The organism is Micromonospora sp. WMMD734 (assembly GCF_049178975.1).
Lineage (GTDB): Bacteria > Actinomycetota > Actinomycetes > Mycobacteriales > Micromonosporaceae > Micromonospora > Micromonospora wenchangensis.
Genome location: NZ_JBMHMK010000001.1, coordinates 351,878 through 378,056, shown reverse-complemented (window position 1 = coordinate 378,056; position 26,179 = coordinate 351,878). Strand labels below are relative to the sequence as shown.

22 protein-coding genes are annotated in these 26,179 nt (G+C 73.6%); 10 read left to right on the top strand and 12 right to left on the bottom strand.

Annotated elements, in window-relative coordinates; translation table 11 throughout:
- The first annotated feature begins 336 nt into the window (after positions 1-336).
- Positions 337-1,200 carry an exonuclease domain-containing protein gene (locus ACN267_RS01740; protein ID WP_421487760.1) on the top strand — a complete coding sequence of 288 codons (864 nt, stop codon included), beginning with the start codon at positions 337-339 and terminating at the stop codon, positions 1,198-1,200.
- 151 nt (positions 1,201-1,351) lie between these two features.
- Here the strand turns inward: ACN267_RS01740 and ACN267_RS01735 are convergent, their stop codons facing one another.
- From ACN267_RS01735 to ACN267_RS01715, 5 genes are all read right to left on the bottom strand, one after another.
- Positions 1,352-2,269 (bottom strand): aminoglycoside phosphotransferase family protein, encoded by a 918-nt coding sequence (locus ACN267_RS01735; protein ID WP_204959316.1) that lies wholly within the window; start codon positions 2,267-2,269, stop codon positions 1,352-1,354.
- A gap of 10 nt (positions 2,270-2,279) precedes the next feature.
- On the bottom strand, positions 2,280-3,098 hold the full coding sequence (gene proC / locus ACN267_RS01730; RefSeq protein WP_281895489.1) for a pyrroline-5-carboxylate reductase: 819 nt from the start codon (positions 3,096-3,098) through the stop codon (positions 2,280-2,282).
- 78 nt (positions 3,099-3,176) lie between these two features.
- A complete protein-coding gene (locus ACN267_RS01725; protein WP_067313555.1) occupies positions 3,177-4,205 on the bottom strand; it encodes a 6-phosphofructokinase in 1,029 nt (342 codons plus the stop codon).
- A 178-nt stretch (positions 4,206-4,383) separates the two neighbouring features.
- The gene (locus ACN267_RS01720) at positions 4,384-4,887 is read right to left on the bottom strand and encodes a pyridoxamine 5'-phosphate oxidase family protein (RefSeq protein ID WP_145921026.1); all 504 of its coding nucleotides are present in this window, start codon (positions 4,885-4,887) and stop codon (positions 4,384-4,386) included.
- 154 nt (positions 4,888-5,041) lie between these two features.
- A complete protein-coding gene (locus ACN267_RS01715) occupies positions 5,042-5,545 on the bottom strand; it encodes a polyadenylate-specific 3'-exoribonuclease AS (RefSeq protein ID WP_421487759.1) in 504 nt (167 codons plus the stop codon).
- A gap of 286 nt (positions 5,546-5,831) precedes the next feature.
- Between ACN267_RS01715 and ACN267_RS01710 the strand changes: the two genes are divergently transcribed.
- Positions 5,832-6,524: a Crp/Fnr family transcriptional regulator gene (locus ACN267_RS01710; protein ID WP_204959319.1), complete on the top strand. Its 693-nt coding sequence runs from the start codon at positions 5,832-5,834 to the stop codon at positions 6,522-6,524.
- A 95-nt stretch (positions 6,525-6,619) separates the two neighbouring features.
- On the opposite strand, the gene ACN267_RS01705 is transcribed toward ACN267_RS01710, so the two are convergent.
- Complete coding sequence (locus tag ACN267_RS01705; protein WP_204959320.1) at positions 6,620-6,880, bottom strand: hypothetical protein; 261 nt, start codon at positions 6,878-6,880, stop codon at positions 6,620-6,622.
- Between the two features lie 114 nt (positions 6,881-6,994).
- Here ACN267_RS01705 and ACN267_RS01700 point away from each other — a divergent pair, with 114 nt between their 5' ends.
- From ACN267_RS01700 to ACN267_RS01690, 3 genes are all read left to right on the top strand, one after another.
- The gene (locus ACN267_RS01700) at positions 6,995-10,504 is read left to right on the top strand and encodes an ATP-binding protein (protein ID WP_421490370.1); all 3,510 of its coding nucleotides are present in this window, start codon (positions 6,995-6,997) and stop codon (positions 10,502-10,504) included.
- Positions 10,505-11,118: 614 nt separating this feature from the next.
- Positions 11,119-11,964, top strand: coding sequence for a DUF308 domain-containing protein (locus ACN267_RS01695; RefSeq protein WP_421487758.1), 846 nt, complete (start codon positions 11,119-11,121; stop codon positions 11,962-11,964).
- Positions 11,965-12,153: 189 nt separating this feature from the next.
- A complete protein-coding gene (locus ACN267_RS01690; RefSeq protein ID WP_204959322.1) occupies positions 12,154-13,572 on the top strand; it encodes an alpha,alpha-trehalose-phosphate synthase (UDP-forming) in 1,419 nt (472 codons plus the stop codon).
- A gap of 61 nt (positions 13,573-13,633) precedes the next feature.
- On the opposite strand, the gene ACN267_RS01685 is transcribed toward ACN267_RS01690, so the two are convergent.
- The 6 genes from ACN267_RS01685 to ACN267_RS01660 form a co-directional block, all read right to left on the bottom strand.
- Positions 13,634-14,428: an alpha/beta hydrolase gene (locus tag ACN267_RS01685; protein WP_421490369.1), complete on the bottom strand. Its 795-nt coding sequence runs from the start codon at positions 14,426-14,428 to the stop codon at positions 13,634-13,636.
- Between the two features lie 29 nt (positions 14,429-14,457).
- Positions 14,458-15,864: a flavin-containing monooxygenase gene (locus ACN267_RS01680; RefSeq protein WP_421487757.1), complete on the bottom strand. Its 1,407-nt coding sequence runs from the start codon at positions 15,862-15,864 to the stop codon at positions 14,458-14,460.
- Positions 15,865-16,020: 156 nt separating this feature from the next.
- Positions 16,021-16,707: an endonuclease/exonuclease/phosphatase family protein gene (locus tag ACN267_RS01675; RefSeq protein WP_421490368.1), complete on the bottom strand. Its 687-nt coding sequence runs from the start codon at positions 16,705-16,707 to the stop codon at positions 16,021-16,023.
- Positions 16,708-16,868: 161 nt separating this feature from the next.
- The gene (locus tag ACN267_RS01670) at positions 16,869-17,816 is read right to left on the bottom strand and encodes an ROK family glucokinase (RefSeq protein WP_204927818.1); all 948 of its coding nucleotides are present in this window, start codon (positions 17,814-17,816) and stop codon (positions 16,869-16,871) included.
- A gap of 73 nt (positions 17,817-17,889) precedes the next feature.
- Positions 17,890-18,564 carry a hypothetical protein gene (locus ACN267_RS01665; RefSeq protein WP_421487756.1) on the bottom strand — a complete coding sequence of 225 codons (675 nt, stop codon included), beginning with the start codon at positions 18,562-18,564 and terminating at the stop codon, positions 17,890-17,892.
- A gap of 37 nt (positions 18,565-18,601) precedes the next feature.
- Complete coding sequence (locus tag ACN267_RS01660; protein ID WP_204959325.1) at positions 18,602-19,054, bottom strand: SRPBCC family protein; 453 nt, start codon at positions 19,052-19,054, stop codon at positions 18,602-18,604.
- A 168-nt stretch (positions 19,055-19,222) separates the two neighbouring features.
- Between ACN267_RS01660 and ACN267_RS01655 the strand changes: the two genes are divergently transcribed.
- The 5 genes from ACN267_RS01655 (at position 19,223) to ACN267_RS01635 (ending at position 26,173) form a co-directional block, all read left to right on the top strand.
- The gene (locus ACN267_RS01655; protein WP_204959326.1) at positions 19,223-21,022 is read left to right on the top strand and encodes an AMP-dependent synthetase/ligase; all 1,800 of its coding nucleotides are present in this window, start codon (positions 19,223-19,225) and stop codon (positions 21,020-21,022) included.
- Positions 21,023-21,036: 14 nt separating this feature from the next.
- Positions 21,037-22,728, top strand: a complete 1,692-nt coding sequence (locus ACN267_RS01650) for a GAF domain-containing sensor histidine kinase (protein WP_421487755.1) — start codon at positions 21,037-21,039, stop codon at positions 22,726-22,728.
- A gap of 7 nt (positions 22,729-22,735) precedes the next feature.
- The gene (locus ACN267_RS01645; protein WP_007072219.1) at positions 22,736-23,404 is read left to right on the top strand and encodes a response regulator transcription factor; all 669 of its coding nucleotides are present in this window, start codon (positions 22,736-22,738) and stop codon (positions 23,402-23,404) included.
- A gap of 206 nt (positions 23,405-23,610) precedes the next feature.
- A complete protein-coding gene (locus ACN267_RS01640; protein WP_204959328.1) occupies positions 23,611-24,420 on the top strand; it encodes an SAM-dependent methyltransferase in 810 nt (269 codons plus the stop codon).
- Positions 24,413-26,173: a putative bifunctional diguanylate cyclase/phosphodiesterase gene (locus ACN267_RS01635; protein WP_421487754.1), complete on the top strand. Its 1,761-nt coding sequence runs from the start codon at positions 24,413-24,415 to the stop codon at positions 26,171-26,173. The genes ACN267_RS01640 and ACN267_RS01635 overlap by 8 nt, the downstream gene beginning before the upstream one ends.
- The last annotated feature ends 6 nt before the right edge of the window (positions 26,174-26,179 follow it).

The window sequence follows — 26,179 nt, the reverse complement described above, 5'->3', positions numbered from 1 at the left end:
GGGGCACCCGCGTGATCCGCACCGACCCGTCCGCCGGCTTCGGCCGGTCCGGAACGTCCGGGCCGGGCCACGATGCTCCCGGGTGACCCGTCGGGCAGGGGCCCGATGCGGGCCACAGGCGGCCGGTGGTGCAGGCGGCGGGGTCGGGTGCCGACGTCGACCCGGGGGATGAAGGGTCACCATCAACTGTCCACATAGGTCTGACGGTGGTCCGGCCGGCGGGTGCCGACGACGCGGCCGATGGATCAAGATCTTCAGGCGCGCGGTCCCTCGTCTCTCCGTCCCGTCGCCGCACGCGCCAGTGCATCCCGCGAGAACTAACCAGGAGTACCCATCGTGATCAACAAGTACCCGGGCACCTGTGGCACCTGTCGAGGCCGGGTGGAGGCCGGGGCCGGACAGGCGCTCAGGCTCGGCGTCGGCTGGACCACGTACCATGACGACTGTGCGCCGGGGGAGGCGGCACCGCCGCCGGGGGACCACAGTGGATGGCACGACCTGCCGGTGGTGGGCTTCGACATCGAGACCACCGGCAACGAGCCGTTGGACGCCCGGATTGTCTCCGCCGCGCTGGTGTACTCCGACGGCACGACCGCACGGTGGCTCGTCAACCCGGGCGTGCCGATCCCGCCCCGCACCACCGAGATCCACGGGATCACCGACGAGATGGTGCGCAGCGCCGGCCGGCCGGCCGGGGAGGCGCTGGCCGAGCTGGGCGCGGCCGTCGGGAAGGTGATCGCCGACGGGACGCCGCTCGTCGCATTCTGCGCCCACTTCGACGTCACGACGTTGCACGCCGAGCTGGCCCGGCACGCCCTGCCGGCGCTGGACTGGGACCGCGCCGTCATCGTCGACCCCTCGATCCTGCACCAGGAGGTCGAGCCGTACCGGTTCGTCGGCCGGCAGCTCGGTGACCTGTGCCGGTATTACGAGGTGCAGCTCAGCTCCGCCCACGACGCCACGAGCGACGCCCGCGCCGCCGTCGGGATGGCGCTGTCGATCGCGGCCCGGCACGAGCGGATCGCCCGGATGCTCCCCGACGACCTCCACCGGGCGCAGGTCACCTGGTACGCCGCACAGAAGCGGAAGCTGCAGGAGTACTTCGACCGGCGGGGCATCGCCGAGACGGTCGGCCTGGAATGGCCGCTGGAGACCAGGCGACGCCGACAGGCCGACAACTCCGCCCCTGACCAGGGTTGATTCTCCTCGGTCGGTTGTCGGACGACCCGGTTCGCGTACCGGGTCGCCCGACAACCGACCAGCCCGCTCGCCTCCCCGGCCCAAGGCATCGTCGGCGTCGTTCGCGTCCTCGCCCACGCGGCGTGGACCCCGCCGACTGTTCGCCGTCGGTCTACTCGCCGAGGATCTCGCCGAGGATCCTCCGTGAGTTCACCGCGGCATCGCTGCCGTCCGGCGCGTTGGCGTAGGTGACAAGCGTCTTCCAGAGCGCCCAGCCACGTCCGCGCGCCCAGGTCGCGTCGTCGACCGACAGCCGCTCCCGGAACACCCGCCGACCGTCGGCGGTCAGCAGCGTCCAGGCGACAGCCAGGTCGCAGGAGGGATCACCGACGCCGCAGGTGCCGAAGTCGATGACCCCGGCGAGGTGTCCCCCGTCGAGCAGGAGGTTCCCCTGCGCCAGATCACCGTGGAACCAGCGCTCGGTACCGTCCCAGCGCGCGTCCAGGGCGCATTCCCAGATCTCGTCGGCCCGGACGGCGTCGAGACGGCCGTCGAGAGCCCTGATTCCTCGGCGGGCCTGCCGGTGGTAGGTGTGCAGTGGGCCACCCCGGTACCAGTTGTGTCGACCGGGTCGGGGGCCACCAGTGGTGTCGATCTCGTGCAGTGCCGCGACGAACCCGGCCAGGTCGAGCGCGAACCGCACCGGGTCGGCGATCCGCTCGAACCGCGCGGTTTCTCCGTCGAGCCACCGGTAGACCGACCACGCGTACGGGTAGCCCTCGCCGGGCCCACCCTTCGCCAGCGGGATGGGGACGGGCACCGGGAGGTGGCGGGCGAGCAGGGGAAGCCACCGGTGTTCCTTGTCGACCGCCTCGGCGTACTCGGCTGCGCTCGGCAGGCGTACCGACATGGTGGAGCCGAGGTGGAAGGTCCAGTTGTCCCAGCCGCCGTTGGCGACCGGCTCGACCGGCAGGTCGGCCCAGTGTGGGAACTGGGTGGCGACGAGGCGGCGCACCTGCGCCACGTCGACGACGACGCGTTCGGGTGGCGGGCCGAGATCCGGAATGCCGTCGACCCCCGCGTCGGACATCCCTGCCGGGTCAGTCGGCCTGGGCGGCGAGTTCGCGGGCGCGGTCGCGGGCCGCCTCCAGCGCCGCCAGCAGCGCCGCGCGTACCCCGTGCTTCTCCAGCTCGCGGACGGCGGAGATGGTGGTGCCGGCCGGGGAGGTGACGGCCTCGCGGAGCTTGACCGGGTGTTCGCCGGAGTCGCGCAGCATCACGGCCGAGCCGATCGCGGTCTGCACGATCAACTCGTGCGCCACCTGCCGGGGCAGGCCGAGCAGGATGCCCGCGTCGATCATGGCCTCGACCAGCAGGTAGAAGTAGGCCGGGCCGGAGCCGGAGAGCGCGGTGACCGCGTCCTGCTGCGACTCGGGCACCCGCAGGGTCGCCCCGAGCGGGGCGAACATCTCCTCGGCCAGGGCCAGGTGTTCGCCGGTGGCGTGCGCGCCGGCCGAGATGGCGCTCATCGCCTGGTCGACCAGGGCCGGGGTGTTGGTCATCACCCGCACCACGGGGGTGCCCTCGGGCAGCCGACGGCTGAAGAAGCTGGTGGGCAGCCCGGCGCAGAGCGAGACGACCAGCTTGTCGGCCGGCACCTTGGGGCCGATCTCGTCCAGCAGGACGCCCGCATCCTGGGGTTTCACCGCGATCGCCAGCACCGCCGCCTCCTCGACGGCGGTGAGGTTGTCGACCACCCGTACGCCGTACCGGGTGGCCAGTTCCTCGGCCCGGACGGGTCGGCGGGCGGTCGCCAGCAGTCGCTGTGCCGGCCAGCCGGACCGCAACAGCCCGGAGAGCATCAGCTCGCCGATCTTTCCCGCCCCGATCACCGCGACGGTGTGCTTCGCCGCCCCCATGTCACCCTTCCGTCCCGCTCGTCCGGTCCCGTGCCCCTTCCCCTCCGGCGTAGCGGAGGGGAAGGGGGTGGGCTGCGGTCAGCTGCCGAAGAAGACCTCGGCCTCGTCGTAACGCTCGATCGGGACGGTCTTCAGCTCGCGGGTGGCCTCGGCCAGCGGCACCCGGACGATGTCCGTGCTCTGCATCGCGACCATCTTGCCCCAGTCGCCCTCGTGGGCGGCGTCGATGGCCTGCAGGCCGAGCCGGGTGGCGAGCACCCGGTCGAACGCGGTCGGGGTGCCACCGCGCTGGATGTGCCCGAGCACGACGGTGCGGGCCTCCTTGCCGGTCTTCGCCTCCAGCTGCTCGGCCAGCCACTGGCCGATGCCGCCGAGCCGGACGTGCCCGAAGGCGTCCAGCTCCTGGTTGTGCAGGACCATCTGGCCGTCCAGCGGCTGGGCACCCTCGGCGACCACGACGATCGGGGCGTACTGGTGCTGGAAGCGCTTCTCGACGTAGCCGGCGACCTGGTCGACGTCGAACTTGCGCTCGGGCAGCAGGATCACGTTGGCGCCGCCGGCGAGGCCGGCGTGCAGGGCGATCCAGCCGGCGTGCCGGCCCATCACCTCGACGACGAGGGTGCGGTGGTGGCTCTCCGCGGTGGTGTGCAGCCGGTCGATCGCCTCCATGGCGATGTTGACGGCGGTGTCGAAGCCGAACGTGTAGTCGGTGGCACCCAGGTCGTTGTCGATCGTCTTCGGCACGCCGACCACGTTGACGCCCAGCTCGTGCAGCTTGGTGGCGACGCCCAGGGTGTCCTCGCCGCCGATCGCGACCAGCGCGTCCACGCCCTGCGCGGCGAGGTTCTCCTTGATCCGCTCCACGCCGTTCTCGATCTTGAACGGGTTGGTGCGGGACGAACCGAGGATGGTGCCGCCGCGCGGGAGGATGCCCCGCACCTCGGGAATGCCGAGCGGCTTGGACAGGCCCTCCAGCGGACCCTTCCAGCCGTCCCGGAAACCCACGAACTCGTGACCGTAAGTAGCGACGCCCTTACGGACCACCGCCCGAATGACCGCGTTGAGACCTGGGCAGTCGCCGCCGCCGGTGAGCACGCCGATACGCATGATCTGCTCATCCTCCTGGAACGTCAGGTGAAGCCCGGATAAGCCCCAGGATATGTGTCCGCTCAGACCATCGGCGTCGTTGCCGGCCCGGGGCGGGCCGTCAGTGCGCACTGTAGTCGGCTCGGGTGTACGCCGACACCGCGCCCCGGCCGGTCCCGCCCACCCGGGCGACTACCGGTCAGTAGCTGACCTCGTGGTTCTCCCCCAGCTTCGGCGGCGTCCCGGTCACCGCCGCCTTGGCGAAACCGAGCAGGTTGACCACCGTGCCACCCGGGGAGTCCCAGTACTCGGCCGAGCTGGCGTGCACCTTGAGCAGGGTCAGCCCAGGGGTGTCCAACCCGTCCGGGAACCACGCCTTCAGCACCGGGTTCCACAGCTGCTCGGCCCGCGCCCGGTCGTACGCCTCCTGGGCGGTGCCGGAGATCGACACCCAGGCGTGGTGACGCTGGTCGGAGAAGGCGACGTTGACCTCCGGGTTGACCCGGACCTGGCGCATCTTGGCCGAGTCGGCGTAGGCGAAGAACCACAGGTCCCCGTCGAACTCGGCCGCCTGGAGGCCCATCGGCCGGCTGAGCATCCGGCCGTCCACCCCGATGGTGGTCAACATGCAGATCCGGGCGTCCCGGATCAACTCGGTCACCCGCCGCCGGGCGTCGGTGATGGTGGTCGCGTCGTCGGCCATGGCGCACTCCCTCGGATCGGCTCGCCCGAATCCGGTGCCCCCGACGGGACCTGTCAAACCTGCCGATCGTCACCGGCTGTCATCACCGACGGCCGGCCCCCGGCACCGGGCCACCGAGGCCGGAAACACCGGCGCCGGGTCGCCGAGGCCGGGGTCATCCCGGGCGGGCCGTCATCGCCCGCCAGCGGGCCAGGTTGTGCCGGGCGTCGACCAGCGCGTCGTGCCGCTCGGCCGCCGCCTCGGGCAGCCGTGGCCGGCCGAGGTCGTCCCAGAGCTGCCGCAACTCCTTGGTGAACCGGGGGATCTCCCGGGGCAGCGCCGGCATCGCCCCCCAGAGCTGGGCCAGCACCACGTGGTCGTACGCGGCGTACCAGGCCCACAGCTCCAGTTGCTCGCCCGGCCGGTCCCGGATCGGCTCCATCAGGAACTCGTGCAGGTCGTCGCGGATACGCGCCCGGGAACGCCAGGCCCGGTCGGCCGGCGAGGGGAGCTTGTCCAGCACGTTACGGCGGACCCAGGGCACGGCGCGGGAGTCGTCGAACTCGGTGGAGACCGCGTAGAACTCGCGGCCGTACTCGTCGACGACACCGATCGACACCAGGTCGACCAGCCGGCCGTCCTCGATGAATTCGCAGTCGTAGAAGTAGCGGTAGACCATCGCCGTCCATCCTCGCCCACCGCCGGTGACCGTCGGCGGGCGGGGCGGGCACCGGCGGCGTCGCCCACCCGCCCGGAACCCCGCCGGCCCCCGGTCCGGCGGTCCGCCGCAGCTGGCGCAGGGTCACGGAAAGGTTTACAGGGGTGTACAGCAAGCGACTGGGCCGTCATGATCTGATGTGTACCGCTACCGGACGCCGAAGCGGTGTCAGTTCACCTCTTGCGGGGCCGTCAGGGTTCACCCGGTGAGCGAAAATTGTGGTCCGTGACCGGGGAGGGGTGGGGCCGTGGAAATGCGCCTGCCGGAGCCGGGTGACGCCCTCACGGGGGTGGAGATGTTCGCCGGGCTGGAGCCGGAGGTGCGCCAGCGGGTGATCGCCGCGGCCGTGCCGCGCACCTATCGCAAAGGTCAGTTGCTTTTCGTCGAGAACGATCCCGGCGAGTCGCTGATCGTGCTCCGCCGGGGGGCGGTGGCGGTGTTCCGCACCGCGCCGACCGGGGAACGCGCGGTGCTGTCGGTCATCCGACCACCCGACGTGTTGGGCGAGGTGTCCCTGCTGGACGCCTCCACCCGTTCCGCGTCGGCCGAGGCGATCGAGGACTGCGCGGCGCTCGCCCTGTCCCGCCCGGCCTTCATGGAGCTGGTGCACTCCAACCCGCGCATCCTGGATGCGGTGATGCGCTCGCTGGGTGCCCTGATCCGGCGGCTCACCGAGCAGAACGCCGACCACGTCTTCCTCGACCTGCCCGGTCGGGTGGCCAAGACGCTGGTCCGGCTGGCCGGTGAGAGCCAGGCCCCGATGATCACCATCGAGCTCAACCAGAGCCAGCTGGCCGAGATGGCAGGCGGTTCCCGGCAGAGCGTCAACCAGGCGATCGGTTCCTTCGCCAGCCGTGGCTGGCTGCGTACCGAAGGTCGTCGGATCGTGGTCACCGACGTGGCGGCGCTGCGCCGACGCGCCGGCATGAGCGACCGCTGAGCAGGGGTTTCCCCGGGCGGTGACGCCCCGGGGGTGACCGGGAACGCCACAGCGGCGCGGCCGGCGGACCGAGGTCCGCCGGCCGCGCCGGTCGTTCACTTGCCGCTGTCGTCGGCCGGCGGGGCGCCCGGCCCCGGTCCGATCTGGTCCGGCGGTGTACCCGGCCCGGGCCCGATCTTCTGTGGCTTCGACGTCGTGGTCGTGGTCGTGTCCGAAGTCGTCTTGCTGTCGGGGTTCTCCACCATGCCGTGCTCCTCCATTCTGGCGAGAGTGACCGCGTCGACGTCGACCGTCTCCCCGGGGGACCGGACGGTGCCGTCCGGATCGGTCCAGTAGGCGGACAATCGCACCTGCACGGCACTCTCCTGACAGTGAGTTTTCCTCGTGAGGAACACTAGTGGCGGCCGACCAGCCGCAGGGTCCGCCCGCACGTCGGGTACCCGACTGGCCCTCCGCGGCGGGATAATGGGATCTCCTCACGTACGGAGTTCGTCATCGACCTCAAGTGTGGACACTGCTCACGGGCGGCGGCACCGGACGACCGCTTCTGCGGCGGCTGCGGACAGGCGCTGACGCTCACCTGTGCCTCCTGCGGGCACGGCAACAGTCCCGAGGCCAACTTCTGCACCAGTTGCGGGCAGCCGCTGCGCGACCACGCGGTCACCGTGCAGGAGGACCGCCGCCAGGTCAGCGTGCTGTTCATCGACATCGTCGACTTCACCACGTACGCCGAACGGGCCGACCCGGAGCAGGCGCGCAGCCTCCAGCAGGCGTACTTCGCCACCGTCCGCAGGCTGGTCCACCAGTACGGCGGGGTGGTGGAGAAGTACATCGGCGACGCGGTGATGGCGCTGTTCGGCGCCCCGGTCGCCACCGACAACGACGCGCTGCGCTGCGTACGGGCCGGGTTGGAGCTGCAACGGAACCTGGCCCGGCAGGCCGCCGGCCCGCACCCGCCGCTGGGTTTCCGGGTCGGCGTGGCCACCGGTGAGGCGCTCGTCGACCTCTCCGCGACCCGCGACGGCGGCCAGGCGTTCGTCACCGGCGACGTGGTGAACACCGCCTCCCGGTTGCAGGCACTGGCCCCCACCGGCGGGGTGGTCGTCGACGAGAGCACCTGGTCGGCCACCCGGCACGAACTGGAGTACGTCGACCGGCCGCCGGTCACCCTGCGGGGACGGTCCACGGTGAGCCGGATCTGGCTCGCCGTACGGGCCCGGCCCCGGACCGACCCGCAGGCCGCCGAGCTGACCCCGATGGTCGACCGGGAACACGAACGCGGCCTGCTGGTCAGCGCCCTGCACCGGACGGTCACCGAACGCACCTCACAGTTGGTGACCGTCTTCGGGCCGGCCGGGGTGGGCAAGAGCCGGCTGCTGCGGGAGCTGTCCCGGCACGCCGCCAACCTGCCCGGCCAGCGGGTCACCTGGCTGGTGGGGCAGTGCCCGCCGTTCGGCGAGAACGTCACCTACGCCGCGCTGGCGGACATCGTCAAGGGTTGGCTGGGCGCGCCGGACACCGACGACCCGGAACCGCTGCGCGACCGGCTCCGCGACCGGCTGCGGCAGCTCGACGACCCGCACGCCATGCGGTTGGCCGGCGCGCTCGGGCCGCTGCTCGGGATGACCGGGGAACGGCTCACCCCGGGTGAGACCGAGGCGGCCTGGCGACGGTTCCTGCTGACCCTCGCCGGGCGCGGGCCGACGGTGCTGGTCTTCGAGGACATGCACTGGGCCGACCAGGCGATGCTCACCTTCGTCGAGCAGCTCGGCGCGGCGGCCCGGGGCGTACCGCTGCTGGTGGTGGCGACCGCGCGGCCCGAGCTACGGGAGCGGCAACCGGCCTGGACCGGCACGATCAGCGGCGCGATGTCCATCTCGGTGCCGCCGATGCACGACACGGACATCGACACCCTTTATTCCCTGCTGCTCGGCCAGGCCACCCTGCCGGCCGCGTCGCGGGCACCGCTGATCGAGTTCGCCGACGGCAACCCGCTCTACGCCCAGGAGTACGCCCGGATGCTGATGGACGGCGGGCTGCTGGAGCCGAGCGCCGCCTTCGATCCGGCCGGCACCACCGACATGCCGCGTACCGTGCAGGCGGTCATCGCCAACCGGCTCGACCTGCTCGACCCGGCGGACCGGGCGGTGCTCCAGGCCGCCGCCGTGGTCGGGGTCCAGTTCTGGCCGGCGCCCGTGGCCGCCGCCCTCGGCCGGACCGTCGAGTGGGTGGAGCGGGCGCTGGACCGGTTGCAGCGCCGGGACATGGTCTTCGAGCTGCCCACCTCCACCATGGCCGGTCAGCCGGAGTACCGCTTCCGGCACATCCTGGTCCGTGACGTGTGCTACCAGCGGCTGCCCCGGGCCGAACGGGTGCTGCGCCACCAGCGCACCGCCGACTGGCTGGCCCAGCTCACCCAGGCCGGCCAGCAGGACCTGGCCGAGGTGCTGGCCAACCACCGCTGGACCGCCCACGAGATCGCCCGGACGGTCGGGCTCGACCCCATGCCGTACGCGGTGGCGGCCCGCACCGCGCTGCACCGGGCGGCCCGCCGGGCGTACGAGTTGCACGCGCTGGAGAACGCGGCCACGCTCGTCGGCCGGGCGTTGCAGGTCGGCGGGGCGCCCGACCCGGGGCTGGAGCTGTTCGCCGCCCAGTTGGCCCTCTTCCGGGACGGCGACGCGTTCCTGGTCGACGGGGGGACCGAGGCGTTGACCGGGCTCACCGAACGGTTGGCCGCCGTCGGGGACCGGTCCGGCGCGGCCCGCGCCTGGACCCTGCTCGCCACCGCCGCCTGGAGCCGGGCCGACCGGTCCGAGACGCTGCGCTGCCTGGACCGGGCCAACGCGATCTACGCCGAGTTGCCGGAGTCCGAGGAGAAGGCCGAGGCGCTGCTGGAACTGGCCCGGGTCCGGATGCTCAACGCCGAGACCGATCCGGCCTGCGTGGCGGCCTCCGCGGCGGCCGAGCTGGCCGAGCGGCTGCGGCTGCCCGAGGTACGGGCCAACGCCCGGATCACCCTGGCGGTGGCCCGCTACATGGCCGGCGAGGAGCAGGCGTACGCGGAACTGGCCGAGGTGGCCGAGCAGTGCCGGGTGGACCGGCTGGTCAGCCGACGCCGGGCGGTGCACAACCTCGCCTGGGCGGCGCAGGAGGAGGGTGACCTGGCCCGCTCGGCCCGGCTGGTCGACGAGGGGCGTTCGCTCGACCCGGGGGGCGGGCACAGCCTGGCGACCAGCTTCGCCGACCAGTGGGCGCGGGCGTACTACGCCGGTGACTGGGTGGCGGCGCTGGAGCTGGGCACCGAGTCGACCCGGCTGCCGACCGCCGAGTGGGACCTGCACATCGTGGCGGTCTCCGGCTGGATGCGGGCGCTGCGGGCCGACCCCGCACCGGGCGCGGGGGAAGCGGGCAGGGATCACGATCTGGTGGTCCAGGCGCTGGTCGCCGCGCGGCGCAGCGGTTTCCACCGGGTGTTGCAGTCGACGCTGGCGCACGCGGCGCTCTGCCGGGCGGTCCGGGGTCGCCGGGACGAGGCGATGCGACTGCTGGTGGAACTGGACGAGGACTGGAGCCGGACCCGGATGATCCCGTTCGCCGAGTGGGTGCCGGCGGTGGGTCACGTCGCCGCGGTGCTCGGCCCGGACGCCGCCCGGCTGGTGCACGACATGCTCGCCCGGTCGCCCCGGGTGACCCCCTGGGTGGAGGCGGCCGGGCAGGCCGCCGACGCCACCCTGGCCCTCGGCGACGGGGACGCCCGGCGGGCCGCCCGGTTGTTCGCGGCGGCGGCGCAGCGCTACGCCGGGATGCCCGACACCACCGACCACGTGCTGACCACCGCGCTGTCGGTGCCGGCGCTGACCGTGGCCGAGCCCGCCCAGGCCACGGCCACCCTCGACCGGGTACGCGACTTCGCCGACCGCAACGCCATGCCCGGTCTGCTCCGGCTGGCCACCCGGGCGGCACCCGGCCTGGGCTGACCGGGGTCGGTGATCGACCCGCCTGGGCCGACAACGCGGTGTCCGGAAGACCTGATGGCGCTGTTCGGGCCACAGGAGTCGATCACCCGTGAGCGACGGCCCCGGGGCGGTCACGGCCGCGACGGGTCGCCCGCCGGGGGGCAGCGAGCCCGCCGGGCGGGGCCCGGGAGAGGTATTCCACTTTCGCGTCGAATGTGACTTCTTGCGGGTGGGGGGCGGCTACGCGGCGGGCGGCGGCGACCGGGCCGGCCGCCGGCTGGGGGCACCGGCCCGTCGGCGGGCAGCTCCGGCACGCCGCGCGCCGGAGCCGGCACGCCCGTCGGGTGCGGCGGACCACCGGTCAACGGCACTACCAGCCGGTACGGCACCGGATTCCCGCCCCGCCCGCCGCCGAACGCCCCGGGTCGGGGGCCGTCCGGGCAGGTCGCGGGGGTGGTGGGTGGCCCGCCCGGAGGGCCGTCGCCGGGCCCGCCCGCCGACGGCGCGGCCGACGAACCACGAGCGGCGCGCCACAACGCACTCCCGGAACCGGGTGCCGACGTGTCACGATTCAGAGCACGGCGTACGGGGCGCCGACACGACCGCACCGGCAGGTGCGCGGAGGAGGATGTCCGGTGTCAGCGGGTGGCGCCCGCCGGGGACGGCGGGACAACGGGCTCGACGCGAGCGAGTACGCCGTCGCGGGCGACGTCGACCCGCGGGTCGGTGAGCACCTGCTCGACGTGCTCGCCGCGGGCGGGATCGCCGCCTACCTCCAGCCCTCCGCCGACCTGAACCCGATCACCCGGACCACCACCGTGCCGTCCCGGCCGGTGGACCGGCTCTACGTCGACCGCTCGCACCTGACCACCGCCCGCGACTACCTGACCCAGCTCGCCGACGAGGCGACGCCGGAGCCGGCCCGCGCCGAGCCGGACGTCGACGCCGAGTGGGAGCGGCTCGTCGCCGCCTTCCACACCGCGCCGGCCGCCGGCAGCCATCCCTGGCCGGCGTCCGAGGACATCGACGACGACGGGGCCGATCCGGCCGCCCGCGCGGGCGGGCCGACGACCAGGGCGGACGAGCCGACGGGTCCGACCGCCACCGACGTACGCCGGTTGCCGTACGCGGCCGACATCTCCGGCATCTCGGTGACCCCCCGGGGCCGGCAGCAGGACGAGCCGTCGCTGCTGGACGGCCTGGACACGTTCGGGGCCGACCTGCCGGACGACCCGGAGGAGGGCTACACCCCGCCGCCGCCTCCGCCGCTGCCCCGGATCTCGAAGTACGCGGTGGTCGGGGTGCTGGGGATCGTGCTCGGTTTCGTGCTCTTCCTCAACCCGTCGCTGCTGCCGGTGGACGCCTCGGTGGTCACCCTGCTCGGTTTCACCGGCATCCTCGCCGGGTTCGTCACGTTGATCTGGCGGCTGCGCCCCGGCGACGACGACGATCACGACCCCGACGACGGCGCGGTCGTCTGACCCCTGCGGCACCCCGTCGGGGGCGTCCCGCCACCCGCCCGCATCCCGGGACACCGCAGCCCTGACGCCTGGCGTAACAGTGGTGTAACTTACGGTCAGTAGGAATACCGTTGTAGGTCACTTCACCCACCGACTGCCCGGTTGTTCCTTGCTCGCGTGGTCGGTCCCCTGCCGATCGGAATGCCCGAGATGCGACAGAGTTCACTGGTGGTGGTGGCCAACCGGCTCCCCATCGACGACAGCGTGGCGCCCGACGGCGCCTGTGAGTGGCGGCGCAGCCCCGGCGGGCTGGTCAGCGCGCTACATCCCCTGCTCCGGCAGACCCCGGCCACCTGGGTCGGCTGGGCCGGCGGCACCGGGCCCGCTCCCGTGCTGCCCGACGTGGACGGTGTGCACATGCGGACCGTCCCGCTCAGCGCCGACGACCTGCGTGACCACTACGAGGGTTTCGCCAACGCGACGCTCTGGCCGCTCTACCACGACGCGGTGGAGCAGCCCGAGTACCACCGCCGCTGGTGGGAGGCGTACCAGCGGGTCAACCAGCGGTTCGCCGAGGCGACCGCCGAGGTGGCCGACCCGGGCGCGGTGGTCTGGGTGCAGGACTACCACCTGCAACTGGTCCCCGGCCTGCTCCGCGAGCTGCGGCCCGACCTGCGGATCGGCTTCTTCCTGCACGTGCCGTTCCCGCCGCCGGAGCTGTTCATGCAGCTCCCCCGCCGGGCGGAACTGCTGCGCGGGATGCTCGGCGCCGACCTGATCGGGTTCCAGCGGGCCCAGGCGGCGCACAACTTCGCCCAGCTCGCCACCAAGGTCCTCGGCCTGCCGGCCACCGACAGGCGGATCGGCGTGCAGGACCGGGTGGTGCGGATCGGGGCGTACCCCGTCTCGATCGACACCGCCGAGATGGCGGCGCTGGCCGCCCGGCCGGACGTCACCGCGCGGGCCCGCCGGCTCCGGCACGACCTGGGCGATCCCGAGCGGGTCATCCTCAGCCTCGACCGGATGGACTACACCAAGGGCATCGAGCAGCGGCTGAAGGCCTACAGCGAGCTGCTCGCCAGCGGTGACGTCAAGGTCCGGGACACGGTGCTGGTGCAGGTCGCCATGCCGAGCCGGGAGCGGGTCGGCCAGTACCAGATCCTGCGGGACCGGATCGAACGCGAGGTCGGCCGGATCAATGGCGAGTTCGGCCGGGTCGGCGAACCGGCCATCCACTACCTCAGCCAGCCCTTCGACCGGGCCGAACTGGCGGCGCTCTACCGGGTCGCCGACGTCATGGCGGTGACCCCGCTGCGCGACGGGATGAACCTGGTCGCCAAGGAGTACGTGGCCGCCCGGGTCGACGACACCGGCGCGCTGCTGCTCAGCGAGTTCGCCGGTGCGGCGGCCGAGCTGGACCGGGCATACCTGGTGAACCCGCACGACCTGGACGGGCTCAAGCAGGGGCTGCTGTCGGCGCTGCGGGCCGGGCCCGCCGACGCCGGTGACCGGATGCGGGCGATGCGCGACCACCTGCACCGGCACGACATCCGGGCCTGGGCCCGCTCGTACCTCAGCGCCCTGGACGACACCGGCTCGCTGCTCACCCGGCTCAGCAGCAGCGGCTGACCGCACCGACCGCCGGGACCTACCCCGGGCGGCGGGCCGCCGCCCGGTGCGGTCCCGGCGGTCAGCTCCGGGCCGGGTCCTTGACCAGCCAGTCCAGGAGCGCGTCCAGCGGCTCCCGCCAGCGGGTGTCGAGCATCAGGTCGTGTCCCATGCCGGGGAAGAGCAGCGGGGCCGCACCGTACCGGCGGGCCGCCCGGGTCAGCGCGGCCGGCGGGACGACCCGGTCGTCCGGGCTGCCCAGCACCAGCACCGGCGGGCGACCGACCGCCGGCTCCGCCGCCCGGCCGGCGAGTAGCTGCCACTGCGCCCGCCGGCCGGCCCGGCCCAGCCGGGCCAGGTGCCGGCGGGCGTCCGCCTCGGGCAGTTCCCGGCTGAACAGTTGCCGGCGGTGCAGCCGCAGCGCGCCACCGAACAGGGCGGGCAGGGTGCCCAGCGGGTTGGCCCGCAACGCCGCGACGGCCGTGGCCGCACCGCCGAGCACCGGCGCGACCAGCACCGCCGCCCGGGCCGGGTACCGCGCCAACGCGTGCGACACCACCAGGGCGCCCGCGCCGTGCCCCACCAGCACCGCCTGGCGGGGCAGCCCCGCCGCCACCTGGACCACGTCATGGGTGTACGCCCGCAGCGTCGCCCCCGACGCCGGTTCGCTGCCGCCGTGCCCGCGCAGACTCATCGCGTACGCGGGGAAACCGCGCGACGCGGCGTGCTCCAGCCAGTGTTCGGCGAACGCCCACGCCCCGTGCCCGAACCCGGGGACGAACAGCAGCGGCGGTCGCCCCTCCTCCAGCTCCGGGTCGACGCCGAGCACCTCGCGGTGGGCCGGACGGACCGGGTGTGCCCACTCCCGGCCCCGCATGATCCGGACCCGCTGATCGGTCGTGCCGGTCACTTGCCCTCCAGCTCGTCGAGGGCGCGCTGCACCGCGCGCAGGTAGTCGACGTGGCCCACCTCGAACCAGTGCCGGCTGCTGTCCTTAACCTTCCCCGCGTACCGCTCGCCCGCGCCGGCCGCCGCCCGGGAGGCGAACGCGGCGGCCCGCTGCGGCTGCTCGCGGCGCAGCCGCAGCGACCTGGCGAACAGCACGGTCTGCCAGTGCGCCAGGGTGAACACCCCCGAGTCGGGCTGCAACAGCCCGGCCACCGCCAGCGTCGGGTGGCCCGGCGGGAACGCGTGCAGCCACAGCCGGGGACGGCCCGAGCCGTCGGCGTCGCCGAGGACACCCGGGTCGAGGAACTCGAAGCGGGGCAGATAGCCGGTGGCGAAGACGACCAGCTCCGGGTCGATCTCCCGGCCGTCGGTGAGGGTCACCCCGCCGGAGTGGAACCGGGCCGGCTCCGGCACGGGGGTGATCTCGCCGTGGCCGACGTAGTAGACGAGTTGGCTGTTGGCGATCGGGTGCGTCTCGTAGACCCGGTGGTCGGGCTTCGGCAGCCCGAACCGGGTCAGGTCGCCGACGGTCAGCCGCAGCGTCCAGTGGTAGAGCCACTGCCGCAGCCGCAGCGGCACCCGCAGCGCCAGCAGTGCGTCGTTGACCTGGTCGGCGGGGCGGCCGAGGACGTACTTCGGGGCGTACCAGTAGCCGCGCCGGGTGGAGTGCCAGCAACGCGACGCCTGCTGGGCCGCCTCGACCGCCAGGTCGCAGCCGGTGTTGCCGGCCCCGACCACCAGCACCCGCTTGCCGCGCAGCTGGGCGGGGTCCTTGTAGGACGAGGCGTGCATGACCTCGCCCCGGAACTCCTCCAGCCCCTCGTAGCGGGGCAGCTTCGGCGACCAGTTGTGCCCGTTGGCGACCAGCACGGCGGCGTACCGGGAGGTGCGTTCCGGGCCGTACCCGCCGGTGCTGCGGGTGGTGACGTCCCACCGGTCACCGTCGACCGGCACCACCCGTACCACCTCGGTGCCGAACCAGATGTGCCGGCGCAGGTCGAAGTGGTCGGCGTACCGCTCGAAGTAGGACAGCAGCTGACTGTGGTGCGGGTAGTCCGGCCAGGAGTCCGGCATCGGGAAGTCGGGGAACTGGGTGAACGGCCGCGACGAGATCAGGTGGGTGCTGGCGTACACCGGGCTGCGGTCGTGCCGCCAGTTCCAGGCGCCACCGACGCCGGTCTCGCGTTCGTAGCAGTCGACGCCGAAGCCGTGTTCGGTAAGGTTCTTGACGGCGGTCAGGCCGCTGGCCCCGGCCCCGATCACGCAGACCGTGTCGCCCCGGTCGGAGACCGGGCGGCCGTCCCGGTTCGCGGGGAGCGTCGTGGGCTCCGGTTCGGGCCGGCCGTGCTCGGTGGAGGGGGACACCGGGAATCTCCTTATGTGCGGCCAGGTACGCCGGTTCGACCGGCATCCTTCCGGGCCCCCGACCCGTTGTCCAGCCCGGCTCGCGGAGGTGTCGCGGCGCGTCGCGGAGCGACCCCCGGCCGGCCGTGGCGGCCGGCCCGGGGACGCTGCTGCCGGTCAGTCGGTGACCGGCAGCAGCAGGTCGACCAGGACCGGGAAGTGGTCGCTGGCCCGGCGGGTGGTCGGGGTGTCCACCACGTCGTAGCCGACCACCTCGACCCGGGGGTCGACGAAGAGGGCGTCGATGCGGCGGCGCGGGTTGGTGCACGAGTAGGTGTGCCGGTCGGCCGCGTCGGCGGCGATCGCGGCGTCGGTCAGGCCGGCCGCCACGGTGCCCCAGGCCGGGCCGTCAGGCCCCTCGTTGAGGTCGGCCCCGAAGACCACCGGCAGGTCGCTTGCGGACAGCTCCTGCCGCAGCAGCGCCGCCTGGCCGGGCCGCTCGGCCGGGTCGGTGGACAGGTGCGAGCCGGCCAGCAGGAACCGGGCCCCGCCGACCTGGCAGCGGGCGTACGCCGCGCCGCGCAGGTGCCGGCCCGGGGTCAGCGGGAACCGCTGGCAGTGCGTCCCGGTCACCCGGACCCGCAGGCTGGTCAGCAGCAGGTTGCCCAGCGAGGGCAGCCCACCGGCGGCCACCACCAGGCCGAACGAGTCGGCCAGCGTGGCGGACTTCTGCCGCCACCGGAACCGGCGCGGCGCCTCCTGCACGATCACCACGTCGGGGGCGGCCTCGCGGACCACGCTGGCCAGCGCCGCCGTGTCGTCGCGCTGGCTGTGGATGTTGTATGACACCACCCGCAGCGGCACCCGGCCGGCGTCGGCCGGGCCGGACCCGGCCGCTCCCGTCGGGGCCGGTGCCGGCGGCGCGGCGGCGGTCCCTGCGGCGGCGTCGGCCGGCGCAGCGGCGGCCCCTGCGGCGGCATCGGCGGGCGCGGGGGCAGCCGGGCGCGGCCCGGTCGGCGCGGCGCTCATCGGCGGCGGGCCAGGTCGGCGGCGCCGATGACGCCGGCGCTGTTGCCCAGTTCGGCGGGACGCACCTCGGCCACCGGGAGCCGGCTGCGCTGGGCCAACGCGTCGGCGAAGGACCGCCGGGTCGGGCCGAGCAGCAGGTCACCGGCGTCGACCACGCCGCCGCCGACCACCAGCACCTGCGGGTCGAGGATCTGGGCCATGTCGGCGAGGCTGGTGCCGAGCCAGCGGCCGATCTGCGCGAACGCCTCGGCCGAGATCGGGTCGCCGGCCTGGGCGGCGGTGGTGACCATCGGGCCGGTGATCGCCTCGGCCTCGCCGCCGGCCAGCTCCAGCAGGGCGGTGGCGCGTTGCGGTTCCTGCCGGGCGCCGGCGCGGGCGAACCGGACCAGGGCGCTGCCGCTGGCGTACTGCTCGATGCAGCCGAGCCGGCCGCAGCCGCACTGGTGGCCGTCGGGGACGGTGAGCATGTGTCCCAGCTCGGCGGCGATGCCGTGGGCGCCGCGCACCAGCTCGCCGCCGAGGACGATGCCGCCGCCGACGCCGGTGCCGATGGTGAACATGACCATGGAGTCGTCGGCGTCGCGGGCCGCGCCGTGCCGGAACTCGGCCCAGGCCGCCACGTTGCCGTCGTTCTCGACGATCACCGGAAGGCCGGTGGCGGCGCTGACGTAGTCGCGCAGCGGTTCGTCGCGCCAGGCCAGGTTGGGGGCGAACAGCACGGTGGAGCGGGACGCGTCGATCCAACCCGCTGCGCCGATCCCCACCGCGTCGACCTGGTGGCCGGTCGCGAGCTGGGTGACCAGTTCGATGATGACGTCGCGGGTCTTGCCGACGTCGTCCGCGGGGGTGTCCCGCCGGGCCTGCACGAGCACCCTGCCGGTGTCGTCCACGACACCGCCGGCCACCTTCGTGCCACCGACGTCGACTCCGATGGTCAGCGTCACCGCGGCCACTCCCCTCTGCTGTGCTGCCCGACATCGGCCGAAACCGGCCGTACGCTGCCGGGATGTCCGGTGGTCAGGCCCCGTCGCCTGGTGCGTCCCCGTCCGCGCCGGCCGGCGCGCGCGAGGCGGGCACCACGGGACCGTCGGCCGCGGGCCGGACCTGCTGGGCCGGCGCGGCCGGCCCGGCGTCGTCGACGGGCGGTGCGGCGACGGCCGGTTCGACCGTGTCCTCCGCCCGGGTGGCGGCGGACCAGACGTCCCGCTCCGGCGCCGACGCAGAATCATGCCCGGTGCGGGTGGCCTCGCGCCACACATGATCGGCACCGGAATCGGAAGGGCTGGTCGGCGCGGTGGCGTCACCTGACGTCCCGGGGGTTGCTTCCCCTGTTGCGGGCGGGGCGAACGCGCGCATCAGACTGGCGACGCCGGCCGCCAGATCCCCGGCGCCGGTGGCGAGCCGCTCGGCGAATTCGGGACTGGGATCGCGCAGTGCGGCGACGGCCCGGCAGACCGGACAGATGCAGCACTCGGGTGATCCGGTGGCGAAACCCTCAGCCCAGTGGCTGCCGCCCGCCGGCCGGGACACGCCGGCACTGTGACCGAGGACACCCGAGACGATCCCACCGAGCGGACCCCACGGTCCCACCCCCGGGCCACCGCCGGCGGACGCCAGCCGGGCCGTCGCGAGCAGCGTGGCGACCAGCCGTTCCGCTTCCTCCCGGGCCGAGCCCGGTTCCGTTGCGCCCATGGTCGGCTCCCTCGTCGTGTCGCCGGCCGTCGCGTCGTTACGCCGCACCGGTTGCTTCTACCCGGCGCTTGAGCTGCTTCAACGCCGTATCCATGATCATTTTCTCCGCCTTTCGGCGAAACATGCCGAGCATGCCCACCGACAACTCGACCTCCAGCGTGTAGGTCACCGTGCAGGTGCCGTCCGGGTTGCCGACCAGGTCGTACGAGCCACGCTGGGACTTCTGCATCGTCGAGGGCGTCACCAGGTGCCACTCGATGCGGGACAGGTCCTCGGCGTACTCGTAGGCCAGCACGTACTCGTCGGCCATCACCCCGGCGTCGATGGTGAACCGGACCTGGCTGGCGTAGCCGTCCTCGTACTCCTCGACGATCTCGGTGCGCCGCACCGCCTCGGTCCACTCGGGGTAGCGCGCGAAGTCGCAGACGACCGCCGCGACGCGATCCGGTGACGCGCCGATGATGATCGACTGGGTGGAGGAGTCCGCCATGGGGGGAGGCTACCCGGCGCGGGCGACGGATGCCCCGCTCCACCCCCCGGGCAGGGGTCGGGCCGGTGGGCGGGCAACCTGGCTGGCGCAACCGCCCGCCCGGCCGGGTAGGTTTCGACCATGCCGGCCCGTGGTCGGCCCGGCCAGTGCGAGCACGAGGGAGTGCAGGTGCGCGAGTTCTCCGTCCCGCCGATCGTCACCATCGGCGACGCGGCAAACCTGACCGACCCGGTCTGGGACAACGCCGAGGCCGCGCCGGACGCGGTGCAGTTCGTCCGGCCCGCCGCCGAGGGCCGCGCCGCTGTCGACGTCACCTGCCGGCAGTTCCGCGACGAGGTGGTGGCGGTGGCCCGGGGGCTGGCCGGCGCGGGCGTGGCCCCCGGCGACCGGGTCGCCCTGATGAGCCGCACCCGTTACGAGTGGACCCTGCTCGACTACGCCATCTGGGCCGCCGGCGCGGTCACCGTGCCGATCTACGAGACCTCCAGCGCCGAACAGGCCGCCTGGATCCTGGCCGACTCCGGCGCGGTCGCCCTGGTGGTGGAGACCAACAGCCACGCCACCCTGGTCGCCGGGGTCCGCGACCGGCTGCCCGAGCTGCGCGAGATCTGGCAGATCGAGTTGGGCGGGGTCGACGAGATCGTCGCCGCCGGCGCGTCGGTCGACCCGGACGAGATCGAGCGCCGCCGCACCTCCGTCCACGCCACCGACATCGCCACGATCATCTACACCAGCGGCACCACCGGCCGTCCCAAGGGCTGCGTGCTGACCCACCGCAACATGTACGCCGACATCGCCAACGCGGTGCCGGTGCTGCCGAACCTGTTCCGGCCGGGCGCCTCGACCCTGCTGTTCCTGCCGCTGGCGCACGCCTTCGCCCGGCTCATCCAGATCGGGGTGGTGCAGGCCCGCGTCGCCATGGCGCACTGCGCCGACACCCGGGACCTGGTCGCCCAGCTCCAGGAGTTCCGGCCGACGTTCGTGCTCTCGGTGCCCCGGGTCTTCGAGAAGGTCTACAACGGCGCCCGGCAGAAGGCCGAGGCCGACGGCAAGGGCGCGATCTTCGACCGGGCCGAGAAGGTCGCCATCGCCTGGAGCGAGGCGCAGGAGACCGCCGGCGGTCCCGGGTTCGCACTGCGCGCCCAGCACGCCGTCTTCGACCGGCTGGTCTACCGCAAGCTGCGGGCCGCCCTCGGGGGCCGCTGCCGGGACGCGATCTCCGGCGGCGCCCCGCTCGGCGCCCGGCTCGGGCACTTCTTCCGGGGTATCGGAGTGACCATCTGCGAGGGGTACGGCCTCACCGAGACCTCCCCCGCCGCCGCGGCCAACCTGCCCACCGGCACGAAGATCGGCACGGTCGGCCGGCCGCTGCCCGGCGTGACCATCAGGATCGCCGACGACGGCGAGATCCTGATCGCCGGTGACCTGGTCTTCCAGGGGTACTGGAAGAACGAGGCGGCCACCGCCGAGGCGCTCGCCGACGGCTGGTTCCGCACCGGCGACCTGGGGCACCTCGACGACGACGGTTTCCTGCGCATCACCGGCCGCAAGAAGGAGATCATCGTGACGGCCGCCGGCAAGAACGTCGCCCCGGCCGTGCTGGAGGACCAGGTCCGGGCCCATCCGCTGGTCAGTCAGTGCCTGGTGGTCGGCGACCGGCAGCCGTTCATCGCCGCCCTGGTCACCGTCGACGAGGAGGCGCTGCCGAAGTGGCTGGCCGCGCACGGCCTGCCCGAGGACACCCCGGTCGGTCAGCTCGTGACGCACGACGCGCTGCGCGCCGAGATCCAGGGCGCGGTGGACACCGCCAACCTGGCCGTCTCCAAGGCCGAGGCGATCAAGGTGTTCCGCATCCTGCCCCGCGACTTCACCGAGGCGACCGGTGAGCTGACCCCCTCGCTCAAGGTCAAGCGACAGGTCGTCCACAAGACGTACGCGGCCGAGATCGCGGAGATCTACCAAGGCTGACTACGATCCGTCACGTGTCCGCCTCCACAGCCGTCCGCCCCCAGACGCGTCCCGTCGCCGCCGCCGCGCGTGCGGTGATGCTCGCGCTGGTCGGCGCACTGACCCTGATCGCCACCCGCGAACCCGCCCAGCTCTGGTGGATCGCCCTGCTGGCGGTCGCCGGAGCGCCCGCCCTGCTCGCCCCCGAGCACCGGCTGCTCGGCCCGTTGAGCCGGCTCGCCGAGGCGGTGGTGATCGGGCTGGCCGCCAGCCAGGTCGCCGTCGAGGCCAACCTCGGCTCGTCGGTCGGCGGGCTGGGCGCCTCGGCGGTGCTGCCCTACCTGGCGGTGCCGGTGACCGTGACCGCGCTGCGCCGACAGTTCCGCGAGGGCGCGGTGCTGCTCGGGGTCACCGCGGCCACCCTGCTGGTGGCGGGTGCCTTCACCGAGGTCGACGGTGGGCGGCAGCTCGGCCAGCCCGGCTACCTGGCGGTCTGCGCGCAGTGGCTGATCCTCGCCGGGCTCGGCCTCTACGCCGCCGGCACGCTGCACCAGGTGATGCGGGTCCGGGCCGAGGGCAAGCCCCAGCCGTACGCCGAGGCGACCCGGCTGCTGACCCAGCTGCGTACGGTCGCCAGGCAGCTGCCCGGGGCCACCCTCGACCCGGGCGGCATCTCCGAGCACCTGCTGGAGGAGCTGCGGACCGTCGCCCCCGTCAGCCGGGGGGCGGTGCTGTCGGCCAGCGGCGGCGGGCGGCTGGTGGTGCTCGCCCAGGTCGGGGTGGACCGGGTCGACTGGGAGACGACGCTGGACGCCGACTCGGCGATCGCCGACGCCTGGGCCAGCCAGCAGCCGCAGACCTCGGCCCGCTCGCAGGCCCGCTCGCACACCGGCGGGGACGTCTCGGCGCTGATCGTGCCGCTGGTCGCCGGGGTCCGCACGGTCGGCCTGGTGGTGCTGGAGGCGGACGCGGCGCACGCCTACCCGCCACCGGTGGTGTCCCGGGTGACCGCGCTGACCGGCCCGGCGGCGCTACGCCTGGAGGCGGCGCTGCTCTTCGACGAGGTGCGGTCGCTCGCCACCAACGAGGAGCGGCAACGGCTGGCCCGGGAGATCCACGACGGGGTGGCGCAGGAACTGGTGATGGTCGGCTACGGCATCGACAACGCGCTGGCCTACGTCGACGAGGACCCGAAGGAGACCGCCGAGGCGCTGCGCACCCTGCGCGGCGAGGTGACCCGGGTGATCACCGAGCTGCGGCTGAGCCTGTTCGAGCTGCGCAGCGAGGTGGACCGGCACGGCGGCCTGGCGGCGGCGATCGCCGAGTACGCCCGTACCGTCGGCGCGTCGGGCGGGCTGCGGGTGCACCTGTCGCTCGACGAGTCGACCGCCCGGCTGCCGGCCGCCACCGAGGCCGAGTTGCTGCGCATCGCCCAGGAGGCGGTGACCAACGCCCGCAAGCACGCCGGGGCGTCGAATCTCTGGGTCACCTGCGAGGTGGACCCCCCATACGCACAAATTGAAGTGTCGGATGACGGTCACGGCATCGGTGACCAGCGCACCGACGGTCACTACGGCCTTGCGATCATGGCGGAGAGGGCGGAACGTATCCGGGGCCGGTTGGAGATCAGTCCCCGGCAACCCAGTGGTACGACCGTGGCGGTGGTGGTGGGTTCGTCGCCCCGGCGCGATAACGTGCGTGGCAGCGCAGCAGCAGAAGTGGAGTAATTCCAGGATGACCACAAGCCCTACACCGGCCACCCGTACCAAGGTCCTCCTTGTCGACGATCACGATCTGATCCGCAAGGGGCTGCGGCACGCCTTCGAGCGGGACCGTCAGTTCGAGGTCGTCGGCGAGGCCGCCACGGCGGCGGAGGGCGTGCGCCAGGCCGGCGCGCTGCAACCGGACGTCGTGATCATGGATCTGCGGCTTCCCGACGGCAGCGGCCTGGAGGCCACCCGGGCGCTGCGCAAGTCCAGCGCGTCGATGGGCATCGTGGTGCTCACCATGTACGCCGGTGACGACCAGCTCTTCGGCGCGTTGGAGGCGGGGGCGAGCGCGTTCGTGCCGAAGACCGCGCCGGCCGACGAGGTGGTCGCCGCCGCCCGGCACGCCGCCTCCTCGCCCAGCGCGTTCACCGCGGCCGACCTGGCCGAGGCGATGAAGCGCCGGCTGGCCCCCTCCGGCCCGCAGCTCTCCCCCCGCGAGGGTCAGGTGCTGCGGCTGCTCGCCGACGGCATGAGCGTGGCCGGCATCGCCAAGCAGCTCTTCGTCAGCGAGTCGACGGCCAAGACCCACATCTCGAAGCTCTACGAGAAGCTGGGCGCGGCCAACCGGGCGCAGGCGCTGATGACCGCCCTGCGGCTGGGCCTGCTTGAGGCACCGGACGCCCCCAAGTTCTGAGGCGGGGCACCCCGCCCGAGGGCAGGCCCGGGTCCGCCGTGGACCCGGGCCTGCCCTCGGCACCCACCACCGGTTCGACTGCGCCCGGTGAGGAAGCGGTCGCGCACTGATCGCGGTCTTTGCACCCGGGCAGCGGACGGGCAGAATACCCGGGTGAACCGCACGGTCGACCATGTTCGCGGTGGTACTCGACAAAGGGGTTGGGGATGCAGCGACCGAACTGGGCACCCGACGACATCGACATCGAACGCCCCAGTGTCGCCCGCATGTACGACTACTACCTCGGCGGCTCGCACAACTTCGCCGCCGACCGGGTCGCCGCCCGGGCGATGGTGGAGGCGGTGCCCGACGCGCCGCTGATGGCCCAGGCCAACCGGGCCTTCCTGCGCCGGGTGGTGCAGCACCTGGTCGACTCCGGCGTCCGCCAGTTCCTCGACATCGGCTCCGGCATCCCCACCGTCGGCAACGTGCACGAGATCGCCCAGCGGGCCGACCCCCGGGCCCGGGTGGTCTACGTCGACGTCGACCCGATCGCCGTCGCGCACAGCAAGGAGATCCTGGCCGGCAACCCCGCCGCCACGGTCGTACAGGAGGACCTGCGCCGGCCGGAGGCGATCCTGGCGCACCCCGAGGTGACCCGGCTGGTCGACTTCTCCCTGCCGGTGGCCGTGCTGATCGTGGCGGTGCTGCACTTCATCCCGCACTCCGACCATCCCGAGGACATCCTGCGGACCTTGCGCGCCGCGCTGGCCCCGGGCAGCTACCTGGTCCTCTCCCAGGCCAGCGACGACACCCGCGGCGGGGCCGAACGGACCGAGGCGGAACGGGTCTACCGGCGGACCGACAACCCGCTGTGCATCCGCAGCCGAACCGAGCTGACCGCATTCTTCGACGGCTTCACGATCGTCGATCCCGGGGTGGTCTGGGTGCCGCAGTGGCGGCCCGAGACGCCGGAGAGCGCCGAGAACGCCGAGCAGGCCGTGTTCCTCGGTGGCGTCGGGCGTCTCGATGGGTGACCCGCCGAGCCCCCGGGCGTCCTGCCCGGACACGTTCGCCCGCGCCTGGGCCAAGGCGGTCTCCGGCACCAGCTACCTGCCGATGACCCAGGCCCAGCTGGAGGAGCTGCTGCAACGGCTCACCGTCCGGCTGGCCGCCGCGCTGCGCGCCGAGCCGTTCGACCCGCGCGTCGGCCACCAGGTGGGCGCGGAGCTGGTGGCCGCGCACATCGCCTCGGCGGAGGGCCTGGGGCGCACCGTCGAGGTCGTCCAGCTCCGCCTGCTGCGCGACCTCGGGCTGGTCGGCGACGACATCTCCGACCGGCTGGCCCGGTTGCTCGCCACCATCACCACCGGGTACGCCCGCGCGCTGCGTGACCGGACCCTCGACGAGCAGGAGTCCATCAGGCGGGCGGCGATGGTGGCCCGCGCCCAGGCCGAACGGGCGCTGCGCGACAGCGAGTCCCGATTCCGCCACCAGGCCACCCACGACCCGCTCACCGACCTGCCCAACCGCACCCTGTTCACCGAGCGGCTCGCCACCGCCATCGCCGCCCCGGGTCGGGGTTCCGCCCGGGTGGGGGTGTGTTTCCTCGACCTCGACCGGTTCAAGGTGGTCAACGACTCCCTCGGCCACCAGCTCGGCGACGCGCTGCTGGTGCAGGTGGCGCAGCGGCTGAGCCGGGCGGTCGGCGAGCATCTGGTGGCCCGCCTCGGCGGTGACGAGTTCGTCGTCCTCGTCGAGCGCACCGACGGCACCGACGACGTGGTGAAGGTGGCGGAGGCGGCGCTCGCCGCGGTCGCCGAGCCGGCGCTGGTCGAGGGGCACGAGCTGACCGTCACCGCCAGCGCGGGGATCGTGGAGCGGCCGGTGGCCGGCACCACCCCGGGTGAGCTGATGCGCGCCGCCGACAGCACCCTGCACTGGGCCAAGGCGGCCGGCGGCGCCCGCTGGGCGCTGTTCGATCCGGCCCGGCACCGCACCGAGCTGGCCCGGTACGCCCTGTCGGCGGCCATCCCCGCCGCCCTCGACCGGGGTGAGTTCTTCCTCGACTACCAGCCGCTGACGTCGCTGCGGGACGGCACCGTGGTCGGGGTGGAGGCGCTGGTCCGCTGGCGGCATCCCGAGCTGGGGGTGCTCGGCCCGGACAGCTTCATCGGCCTGGCCGAGGAGACCGGGCTGATCGTCCGGCTCGGCGGTTGGGTGCTCGCCGAGGCGTGCCGGGAGGCGGAGAGCTGGGCGGCCGGCGGCGGGCCCGCCCCGTTCGTCAGCGTCAACCTCGCCGTCCGGCAGGTCCACCGCCCCGGCCTGGTGCAGGAGGTACGCGGGCTGCTGGCGCAGACCGGGCTGCCGCCGCAACGGCTCCAGTTGGAGATCACCGAGAGCACCATGATGAGCACCGGCGGGGAGGACCCGGTCCGGGCCCTGCGGATGCTCAACGACCTGGGTGTCCGGATCGCCATCGACGACTTCGGCACCGGCTACAGCAACCTGGTCTACCTGCGGGACCTGCCGGTGACCGAGCTGAAGGTGGCCGGCGAGTTCGTGACCCGGCTGCGCAGCCCGCAGGTCGACCCGGCCAGCCGCAACGACGAGCAGATCCTGGCCTCGCTGGTGTCGCTGGCCCACGCGCTGGACCTGACCGTCACCGCCGAGGGGGTGGAGACCGCCGACCAGGCCGACCTGCTGCGCGCCATCGGCTGCGACGCCGGCCAGGGCTGGCACTTCGGCAAGCCCGCCCCCGCCGCCCGCATCCTCGAACAGATCCGCTGACCTGTC